At 67.5% G+C, this 10,438-nt stretch carries 6 protein-coding genes; all 6 read left to right on the top strand.

From position 1 onward, the window contains the following. Window positions 1–22: 22 nt before the first annotated feature. Window positions 23–1,390, top strand: a complete 1,368-nt coding sequence (gene tssK / locus BAC01S_RS28310; protein WP_027797778.1) for a type VI secretion system baseplate subunit TssK — start codon at window positions 23–25, stop codon at window positions 1,388–1,390. Continuing rightward, window positions 1,383–2,459, top strand: coding sequence for a DotU family type IV/VI secretion system protein (locus tag BAC01S_RS33445; protein WP_052408866.1), 1,077 nt, complete (start codon window positions 1,383–1,385; stop codon window positions 2,457–2,459). Before tssK ends, BAC01S_RS33445 begins: the two co-directional genes overlap by 8 nt. Continuing rightward, entirely contained in the window at window positions 2,456–6,361 is a 3,906-nt protein-coding gene (locus tag BAC01S_RS28320; RefSeq protein WP_027797779.1) for a type VI secretion system protein, read from the top strand. The genes BAC01S_RS33445 and BAC01S_RS28320 overlap by 4 nt, the downstream gene beginning before the upstream one ends. Beyond that, window positions 6,358–7,443: a type VI secretion system protein TssA gene (gene tssA / locus BAC01S_RS28325; protein ID WP_027797780.1), complete on the top strand. Its 1,086-nt coding sequence runs from the start codon at window positions 6,358–6,360 to the stop codon at window positions 7,441–7,443. The genes BAC01S_RS28320 and tssA overlap by 4 nt, the downstream gene beginning before the upstream one ends. A 53-nt stretch (window positions 7,444–7,496) precedes the next feature. Continuing rightward, complete coding sequence (locus tag BAC01S_RS28330; RefSeq protein ID WP_027797781.1) at window positions 7,497–8,720, top strand: hypothetical protein; 1,224 nt, start codon at window positions 7,497–7,499, stop codon at window positions 8,718–8,720. 742 nt (window positions 8,721–9,462) lie between these two features. Continuing rightward, the coding region (locus BAC01S_RS28335; RefSeq protein WP_156954565.1) for an APC family permease at window positions 9,463–10,438 on the top strand (976 nt) is incomplete at its 3' end.

Genomic DNA, 10,438 nt, shown 5'->3' on the forward strand with positions numbered 1-10,438 from the left:
CGAGGCGACCCCATTCTCCGTTATGCGCACTCCATTTCCCGATCCGGTTTGCTGGTTCGACGGCATGCCCTTGCTGCCGCAGCACTTCCAGACCCAGGCGCTGCACGCGGCGGGTCATGCCGCGCTGCTGGCGAGCGCGGCGCGTTCCCATTACTGGGGCGTGCTCTCGCTTGAGTACGACGCGGCGGGCCTCGCCCAGGGGCTCGTGCGCATCAGCGCCCTGGAGGCGATCCTGGCCGATGGCCTTGCGATACGCCACACGCCGCTTGATCCGGTGCTGGAGGTCGACGCGGCCCGCGCGTTCAGCGAGCCCGATGAAGCCGTCACCATCTACCTCGCGGTGCCGCCGCTTTATCGCAGCGGACAACTGGACCCCCAGGCGGGGCGTTACCGGCAGCGCGAAAGCACGGACGTGCCGGACCTCGTTTCGGGCGGCGAGCCCGCTTCGATCACCACCTGGTCGCCGCGCCTGCATCTGATGACGGATCTCGGCCGGCACGAATTCGACCGGTTGCCGCTCATGCGCCTCAAACAGCAGGGCGGCGGCGTGGCCGTGGCGGAATATGCCGCGCCGTGTCCGTTCGTGCGCGCCGACTCGCTGCTCGGCCAGCGTGTGATGCGGGTGCTGATGCGCGTGAGGGAGAAATGCGTTTTTCTTGCGGGGCGTTTGCAGGCGGCGCAACGGGCGGAGGAGCGCGACGACGCCGCGCTGATCGAGCGTCAGCTGTGCGCGCTCTGGAGCCGCCTGCCGGAGGTCGAGGCGACGCTCGCCACGGGCGTTGCGCATCCCGCCGAGCTTTACCGCGTGGTCGCCGGCATGGCGGGCGCACTCGCCGCGCTGCGTCCCGCGCACGGTGTGCCCGCCTTCGCGGCATTCGATTACATGGAGTTGCTGGCATCGTTCGATCCGCTGCTCGAGTGGACCGAGGATGCGCTTGCGACGATACGGCAAGGCTACCGCGTGCGCGCGTTCAACGCGGAAGGGGGCAATTTCTGGATCGCGCCGCCATTCGGCGGCAGCAGCGGCGGCGTGGCGCGCGAACTCGTGATCGGTCTGCGTATGCCCCCCGACGCCGGCGAACACGATGCGAGCCAGTGGCTCGATCAGGCGGTAGTGGCATCGCGTCCTCACGTGGCGACGCTCGCGCGCCAGCGCATGCGCGGGCTGTCGCGGCGCCGGCTTGCGCGCGAAGAGCGCTCCGCTTACGCCACGGGCGACGATACGACGCTCTTCATGCTTTCGTCGGAGGAAACCTGGTTCGACCGCACTCAGCCCTTGTGCATCGAGGTGCGGTCGGCCGCCACGGGTCGTGCGCCCTGGGCGGTGCAACTGTTCACGCCGTCCGACGACGGGGACGACGACCGCCGATCCGGAGCCGGCAATGTTTGACGCCGCCGACAACGATCAGGAGCGCTTGCCGTTGACGCGCGCGTTTGTCGCGGCGTTTGCGCACGCGGAAGAAGCGCGCGCGCACCTGATCGAGCAGGCCGGACCGGCCGGGGAGATGAGCACTGCTGACGATAGCGGGGAGCGCGTCGACGCCGGTCAGCAAGCCAATGCGCTGGCCACACAGCTGCAGGTCGCCACGCGCAAGCTCGCGCGCGACGCGATGGCCTGGACGGGGGCGGCGGGCGAAGCGGACATCGCGGCCGCGCAGTATGCCTATGTCGCGCTGCTCGACGAACGGCTGCTGTTTTCCGCGTGGCCCGGCGCGAGCGCATGGGAAGCGCAGCCGCTCGAGGCGCGGATCTTCGGTACGCGCGCGGCGGGCGAGCGCGTGCCGGCCGCCATCGAAACCTTGCTTGCGCAACGCGATCCGGCGCAGCGCGACCTCGCGAATGTCTACCTCGCGTGCCTCACGTTGGGCTTCAAGGGGCGGCTGCGAGGCGAAGCCGGCGCGCTGCGTCACGATCAATTGCGTCATGCGTTGTTCGCCTTCGCGATGCAGCGCGATCCCGAACCCGAACGCCTTGCCGCGCCGCTCGAACGCGCCGCGCTCGCGCAGGGCGAGGTGCGCCCGCTCGACCAGATGTTTCCAGACCGCGCGCGCCTCGCGCTCCTCGTGGGAGGCGGTTGCGCGGCGCTCATCGGCATTTCGGAGCTGCTGTGGCTCTTTGCGACGGCGCCCGTGAGGCCCGCGCTCGATCGGTTCGAAGCGATTTCGCTCGTGGCCGAACGCCCGACCCATGTCGATGCGACCACGACCTCGGGCGTGGTGTTGCCGCGCGCCGGGCGGCAGGGCGCGGTGCGGCCGTTGGCGCCATACGGCGGCAGTGCGCCGTGGCCTTCCACGGGCGTGCCGCAGACACCTGCTACGCCGACCGTTTCGACGGCGCCCGCCGAAACGCTCACTCTGGCATCCCCGGCCGAGGTGCAACGGGTCGTTGCCGTCACCGTCGGCGCGCGCGATGGCGGCGACGCGAACCCCTACGCGATGCAAGCCGGAGCGCGGCCATGACGAGCACGCTCGTGACGGTCCTGCTCGTACTCATCGCACTGCTGCTCGCGTGCGTGCTGATTGCGCTGCTCATACGCTGGTTGCGCGGGCGCGACGAACGCCAGCCGCTGCGCAGTTTCAACGCCGTGATCCGCGCCGTGCATGCCGCCATGGGCGTGCGCGACGCCTACTCCGTGCCGCGCGTGCTGGCGACGGGAACACCCGCGGCGCTCGACGCGCTCGCGCGCAGCTGGCGCCTCGCGCCGGTCGGCGAGCCGGGCTGGTACGGCCGGGTCTGGAACGACGCGGAAGGGATCCTGCTCGCGGAGCCCGGCGACGTGCTCGGCACAGCCGTCGAACGCCGGCGCGGCGCCTGGCGGCGCCTCACGCGCGCGCTGTTGCGCAACCGTCCCGGTCGGCCGCTCGACGCGCTGCTCTGGGTGATCGCGCACGACACGCTGATCGACGAGAACGGCCAGCCTCACGCGGACACGAATGCGGCGATCGAGGCCTCGCGGACGCTGATCGCGTTGCAGCGGCAGTTGGGGCAAATGCTGCCGCTCTACGTTGTGGTGACCGGCTGCGATGCCGTGCCGGGCTTCGACACGCTCGCGGCGCGACTAAAGCGCGTGCGCGCCGAGACGCCGCTGGGCTGGGCTTCGCCATACGCGCCGCGGCGCGCGTTCGAGCCGGCGTGGGTGGACGACGCTTTCGCCTACCTGTGCCGCGCGCTCGCGGCGACCATCACGGAAATGGGCACGCTGGACGGTGCGCTGGACGGCGATGTATTCCTGCTGCCGCAGCGCCTCGACGCCCTGCGCGAGCCGCTCTGCGAGCACATCGAACCCGCCTTGCGCGGGGCCGCGGACGGCACCGCGCCGCTCCTGCGCGGGATCTGGTGCGTGGGCGCGGTGCCGCGCGCGCAGGACGTGCCCGGCGCCGAGCCAGGCGAGCCCGCGGCCGCGGCGGCGCCGGTCTTCGCATCGCGCCTTTGGCACGATCTGCTGATGCGGGGGCAAGGGCTCACGATCGCCATTCCGCGCGTGCTCGCCTTGCGGATGCGGCGCTACCGCGTGGCCACCGCGCTGGCGGTCGTAGTGGGCTGCCTGTGGTGCGTGGGGCTGGGCCTCGCGACCTGGCATGTGCGCAGCGACGCGCACGCGCTGGCGGGCGCCTACGACACGCTGACGCTTGCCGGCGTGGCCTGGCACGAATCGGCGGCGAGTGACAGCGAAGCGGCGGCAGCGCACGTGCTTGGCAGCGCAGCCGATGCGTTCGTCAAAGTGCCGCGCTGGCAGCTCTCGACGCTGTTCATGCCGCTTTCCTGGTTAGGCCTGCGGCAGCGGCTCACCGAGGCGCAGCACCACATGTTGAGCGGACTCGTGTTCGCGCCGCTGCGCGAGCGTCTTGTCAACCGTCTCGCCAGCCTGAACTGCGCGGACACGACCGCGGCGTCCGATCCGTCGGCCAGCGACGCCGCCGCGGCGGGCGGCGCGCGGCGGCCCCAGGATCTTCCGGAGTACACGGCGGGAACGCGTCTGGTAACGAATGCCGCGCAGACCGAGCGCCTCGTTCAGAGCTACAACGAGCTCGTCGATCCGGAAAGCGGCAACACCGCGATGCTGGCCCAGCTCATGCACGGAACGGCGGGCACGAGCTTTCCGCCCGATCACGTGCAGGACCGCCCGGCGCTGGACGAAGCCCTGCGCGCGTTCGGAGCCGATGACGGGGCGCTGCCGTTCGACGGCGCCGATGCGCTCGCGGCGCGCGCTCGCGCGAGCGTCTGCTTCGAGGAGACGTTCGATCACTGGTTCGACCAGATCTATCTGGACTCCTCACTCACGGAGAACGCGGCACAGATCCAGTCCATGCTGGGCGACCTCAAGGCGCCGGGCGCGACGCCCACGACGGCGGCGCTCGACGAACTGGCCACGCGCATCGACACGCTCGCCACCCAGGTCGATACGGCGGACCACGGCTGGGCCGGCGCCCACGGCCAGGAGATCGTGCCGGGGCTGGGTGTCACCTTCGATACGGCGAAAGGGCTGCACCTGATCGGCGCAGGGCCGGTTGCCGCGGTGCTCGAGCACGAGCAGGGCGAGCAGAGCGCTTTTGCGGCGCGGTGGCTCGCAAGCGGCAACCTGCCCGGCGTCCTGACCTCGAATACCAGCAGCGGTCTGCAGCTCGCGGAAGATCTGCTGCCGCTGCGCGACGCGTTGCGAACCTTGCTGGGCCAGTCGTTCGTTTCGGGCGAGGGCGGCGGCGAGCCGCAGATTCGCAGCGTCACGGCGGATTCGGCCCAGCAGGCGCTCGCGGTGCTGCCCGCGTACAAGCAGTACGCCGCTGGACTGCTCGCCCAGGCGCCCGAGGCGTGGCGCGGCGCGTTGCTCGCCGCGGCCGGCAATGCCACCGTGCACAGCATGGTGGCGGCGCTATCGGAGCCCGCCGCGCCCGGCACGCCGCGCGACGTGGCATATGTGCCGCAAACGCAGGCGCCGCCCTTCGACGCGTTGCGCAAGAACGCGCTCGACCTCGTCGATGCGTTCGATTCGCTCGGGCGCACGGACCTCGCGCAGGCGGTCGCGCTGCGCGTGAGCGATGCCGCGCTCGGCGTGCTGCGCTCGACCGATGTGCAACTGCAATCGCTTGAGCCGTTTCGACCGCTGCGCGGCGACTTCTCCGGCTGGAACGGCAGCCCGGGCGGATCGCAGCGAGCCTTCGGCGCGGCATCGCCCGAAGCGCTGCAAACCTACCTCGCCGCGCAAGCCGGCGCCGTCTCCGATGCGGCGGCCGGCGCCGCCAGCGCGCTCGACTGGCTCGTCACGCAAAACCCGCCGCTGTCCACCGCGGACGCGCATCTCGTGGCCCGCTGGAAGGCGCTGTTCGCCGATCTCACGCAATACCGCGCGAGGAGCCCGGCCAGCGCGCTCGTGGCCGTGCCGGCCATCATCTCCAATCAGCTCGACAAGATGGACCTCGACACCTGCGGCGCCTCGCTCGCGCAGGCGGAGGTGCCGGCAACGGGCGACGTCATCGCGAGCGCGGGCGTGCAGCTCGTTTCGTCGGCACGCGAGCGCTGCTACCGCTTGCAGATCGGCACCGGCATGGACGCATACGAACAGTTGCGCAGCGCATTCGCGCGCAACCTCGCCGGCCGCTTCCCGTTTTCCGCCGACGCGAATGCGCCCGCCGCCGACCTGCGCCAGACGGCGGCCTTCGTGGCGCTGCTCGATGCGAAGCTCGCGGACGCGCAACGGGGCATCAGCGCGGCCGAGGCGAGCGGCGCCGCGCATCCGGACGCACAGCAGTTTCTCGCCAAACTCGCGCGGGCGAAACCGTGGCTGGACGCGCTCGTCGCGCGGGGGGCGGACGGCGCGCTCGTGGGCGTCGACGTGGCGGTGGACTGGCGCATCGATCGCAGCGACGAAACCGGTGCCGACCAGGTGATCCAGTGGTCGATCGAGAGCGGCAGCCAGATGCTCGCGTGGCCCGCCAGCGGCGGTCCGCCGCTGCGCTGGGCGCCGGGACAGCCCGCCGCGCTGAGCCTGCGCTGGGCCAAGGACGGCCCGTGGCGACCGATGCAGGACGCCGCCCAGCCGACCTTGTCGGTCGACGGCGAGGACGCCACCTGGGCCGCCAACGACACCTGGGCGCTGCTGCGTCTCGTGCGCCTTCACGCCGTGCCGGAAGAGGGCGCCGAGGGCGCGGGCAATGCGCGCATGCTGCTGAGCGTTCCGGTGCGCGATCGCAGCGGCGCCACCCAGACCGCGCGCATGTTCATGCGCGTGGGCATGACGGGAGCGTCGAAGACCGCGCTCTCGTATCCGGACCTGCCGTTCTCGGCGCCGGGGAGCAGCCTGTATATCCCGCGGACCGTCACTTACGGGCAGTGGCCGGCAGACGCCGAAGCGGGGCACGGATGAAGCCGATCTACGACATCGAAGCGCTCGTTCAGCCGATACCGGGCGACACGCCCGGCGGCGTCTCGCTGCTTCACGATCCCGCATTCGACGCGATCAAGGCCGCGCGCCGCGAAGACGATCCGGCCTTGCCGGCCGGCATCTGGCAAACCGCGCTGAAAGTGGCCGACTGGGCCGAGGTCGAGACCGGATGCCGCACGCTGCTGGCGGAGCGTAGCAAGGACCTCACGCTGGCGGCGTGGCTGGGCGAGAGCTGGCTGCATCGATACGGGTGCGGTGCTTTGCCGGCATGTTTCGAACTGCTGAGCGAACTCTGCACGCGTCATTGGGATAGCCTGCATCCGCTGCCGCGCGATGGCGATTATGGCTTTCGCGCCGCGCCGCTGGTGTGGATTTCGCAGAACTATCCAACCCTGCTCGCGGGGCGCATTGCGCTGTGTGCCGGGCCGGATGGATCCGCGTTGACGCTTGCGCGCTGGCTCGCCACGCAGCGCGAGGCCGTTGCGGTGAAGGATCGCAAGGACGTGCCGGCCGCCAGGCGCGAAGAAGCGGCGCGCGCGGCGATGGCGCTCGTGCAGGCGGTGCTGGCCGCAACGCCCGCCGCGTTGCATGCGCAGCTACAGGCCGTTGGCGCGGCTCGCGAGCCTATCGCGAGACTCGATGCGTGGTGCACGCCGAGGCTCGGCGCGGAGGCGCCGGGGTTCGCGCCGCTGCTGGAAACGATCGAGCGGATAGAGGGTGTCTTGCGCGAGTGGCTCGCGTTGCATCCCGACTGGAAGGAGGAAGCGATGGTTGAGGTCGCACCGATTCAGGAGTTGCCGGTGGTTGGCATGCCGGAGAGCCGGCCCGTCGAGCGTATCGACAGGCTGCAGTCGCGGGAGGAAGCGTACCGGCTGCTGGCTATCGTTGCCGACTATCTGATGCGCTACGAGCCGCATAGCCCCGTGCCTTATATGCTGAAGCGTGCGCTGGACTGGGGGGCCAAGCCGTTACCCGCATTATTGGTCGAACTGACGACGGGGGAGAGGGGGCGCATGCTGGGCAGCGCCTTGGGACTGCTGCCGGAAGTCGAGGATACGAAATAGCATTCGCGTAGTTATGCCAGGTATCTGGCGAAGCCGAGGGGAGATCTGCCCGTATGCCGACCATTCTGTCTCAGGAAGCCGCCCTCTATCTCGTCGATTCCGCCAGCACGGGCCGACCGTGCGACTTCATCGATCGCTTCATTAGCGACAAGAACGCCGATCGACTGTTTTACCGAGGGATGATCTTTGGCACTGGCAATGTCATCCTTGAATACTTCGCCGGAGCGGCATTGTGGCATTCAATCAAAACCGGGAGACTAGCCGTACCCGAACAACCTCTGGCCAGGCAGCAATTGTTCAATGAACATTGCAACCTATACAAAAGCAATGGCGGGAACCTTGTGCCGGCGCGTTCCAATAGCTATGTGGCTTTTAGCAAGCACGTTAGCGTTGCAACCACCCCCCAGGTTGGGAATCATCCGGATCACGACCTCTCCCTCACATTCACCCCACGGGTGACCGAACCTTTCCAGACCTTCCAGGCGACTGCCGAGCAGGCCAATTTTTTCACGAAGTTCAATCAGTCGCCCTATTCCGTGAGTCGGACCCCGGCGGACAAGGTCATCCGGGGCATCAAGAAAGATGCGAGCGGATTGACCCCGACGCCGCCCGAACTGCCCCAGATCGGCAATCTGATTTCCGTGCGTCAATTCATGACCCGCAGAGCGTGCAAATTTCTGCTCTATGACGTCGTACTTGACCAACGCGGCGTCATTCATTACGCGCTGGATGAGCTGACGCCCGAACATATCCTGAACAAGACGGCACTTCCGCTCGAAGGGCGCGATCCGCTCGTCGGGAACAAGGTGCCGGTGTGTACCTCAGAGGTGCGGGAGTTGTTCAGGATGTGGAATTTCTTCCGGAATCACACCGTTTTTTATCGTGAGTTCAAAGTGGTCGAGCCCATGTGGGTAACGTGCAATGCCGAGGACAAGAAGAAGTGGGCGGAGTACGCCTATCATTTGCTGTCCAGCGAAGCATGGAAGACGCATGAGCAGCAGAACGCCCAATTCAAAGAGCTTGGCGCGGCCTTTGCGGAATTCTTTTTGGCATTCAGTGAGGCGGATTACGACGCCGCCATTCAGCGCTATCACGCCGTCGACTACAGACTCTTTCCGAAGTCCGCATTGAAACACCCGTCGCTCGCGTCTGGGGCATTTGTGCCGAATTCGCTCGTCATCCCTCCCCCTCAGGTCGTCCCTCCCGAGGTCAACACGCCTGTACAGGAGGACCTGAGAGCCTTCTTTGAGTCACTGCATAGCGGCTCGGATTCCTGAGCCGATTTACAGCGGAAGTGAAGCCGAAGCCCGGTAGTCCATGGGCGCTCGGCGACTGGACTGAATACCTGCCTGCTGCGCTTTACCACCCGGGGCTGTGTCCCTGGCACGTCAACATGCAGCCGAGCGCCGCCACAGTCCCTACCGCGCCGAGCCCGGCGCCCACGGCGATATTCTCCACGGCGGTTGCGCAGCCCTGAAGCGACAGCGCTGAAGTCAGGAGTGCCGCAAACACAAGGCGCCTGGCAACACCGCAAAAGACACCGCCAAAAGCACTACGTCCTGTTGACATGGTTCGATCGCCGTCGTGAGCGGCTTCATGGCTTGTATGAGAACTCCGAGCATATCGACGCAGATGCACGGCGATTCCCCAAGCTGCGTTCCCAAAGCGCAACCGCTTACAAACCGTTTCTATTTCGGCAATGCAGATCAGACGATTGAATGACCCGTCACGAAGCGGCAGTCAACGTCGGGTCATCGCCTGAGTAAAGTGCGGGCAGGGACGGGCTTCGTCCCATTATGCAAACTTTGCATATGCTCATGCTGATACAGCATTAGACGACCGCGATCCGCCACTTCATTATCGCGTCTCCGCCATAACGGCGGCTGCCCGCCTGCACAGGGCACCGCAACAAAAACCAGCGCTGTCGGCCCCTCGCCGACCTGCGAAGACCGGCACGGCATTGCTGCACGCGTACCGTGGTCGCCTGTCTCGCCCTTGCGCGCTGTCCAAGGAGACAATGTGAATCAATCAATACAACGGAACATCGGCCCGTTTGCGCTGATGTTTACGGGCCTCGGCTCGATCATCGGTTCGGGCTGGCTGTTCGGCGCGTGGAAGGCGGCGAAGATTGCAGGTCCCGCGGCCATCTGCGCCTGGGTGATCGGCGCCGTGGTCATTCTGGCCATCGCGCTCACCTACGCCGAACTCGGCGCGATGTTCCCGGAGTCGGGCGGCATGGTGCGCTACGCGCGCTACTCGCACGGCGCGCTGGTGGGCTTCATCAGCGCCTGGGCCAACTGGATCGCCATCGTCTCGGTGATCCCCATCGAAGCCGAAGCCTCCATCCAGTACATGAGCACCTGGCCCTACGACTGGGCCCACGCGCTCTTCGTCGACGGGTCATTAACCCACTCGGGGTTAGGACTCTCGGCGCTGCTCGTGATCGTGTACTTCATGCTCAACTACTGGGGCGTGACGCTCTTCGCGCGCGCCAACAGCGCCATCACGATCTTCAAGTTCATTATCCCGGGCCTGACCATCATCGGCCTGATGACCACGGGCTTTCACCACGAGAACTTCGGCCAGTCCACCGACTTCGCGCCCTATGGCTGGTCGGCGGTGTTCACGGCGGTCGCGACGAGCGGCATCGTGTTCGCGTTCAACGGCTTCCAGAGCCCGATCAATCTCGCGGGTGAAGCACGCAATCCGGCCAAGAGCGTGCCGTTCGCGGTGATCGGCTCGATCCTCTGCGCGCTCGTGATCTACGTGCTGCTGCAGATCGCCTACATCGGCGCGGTCAACCCTACTGATGTGCTCAAGGGCTGGAACACGTTCAACTTCAAGTCGCCGTTCGCGGAACTGGCGATCGCGCTGAACCTGAACTGGCTGGCGATCCTGCTGTACGTGGACGCGTTCGTGAGCCCGAGCGGCACCGGCACGACCTACATGGCGACGACCTCGCGCATGATCTACGCGATGGAGCGCAACAACACGA

It is taken from the genome of Paraburkholderia acidipaludis NBRC 101816, assembly GCF_000684975.1.
Lineage (GTDB): Bacteria > Pseudomonadota > Gammaproteobacteria > Burkholderiales > Burkholderiaceae > Paraburkholderia > Paraburkholderia acidipaludis.

Coding starts and splice junctions, on each gene's coding strand:
- tssK (WP_027797778.1), top strand. CDS start 23: ATGCGCACTCCATTTCCCGATCCGGTTTGCTGGTTCGACGGCATGCCC.
- BAC01S_RS28320 (WP_027797779.1), top strand. CDS start 2,456: ATGACGAGCACGCTCGTGACGGTCCTGCTCGTACTCATCGCACTGCTG.
- tssA (WP_027797780.1), top strand. CDS start 6,358: ATGAAGCCGATCTACGACATCGAAGCGCTCGTTCAGCCGATACCGGGC.
- BAC01S_RS33445 (WP_052408866.1), top strand. CDS start 1,383: ATGTTTGACGCCGCCGACAACGATCAGGAGCGCTTGCCGTTGACGCGC.
- BAC01S_RS28330 (WP_027797781.1), top strand. CDS start 7,497: ATGCCGACCATTCTGTCTCAGGAAGCCGCCCTCTATCTCGTCGATTCC.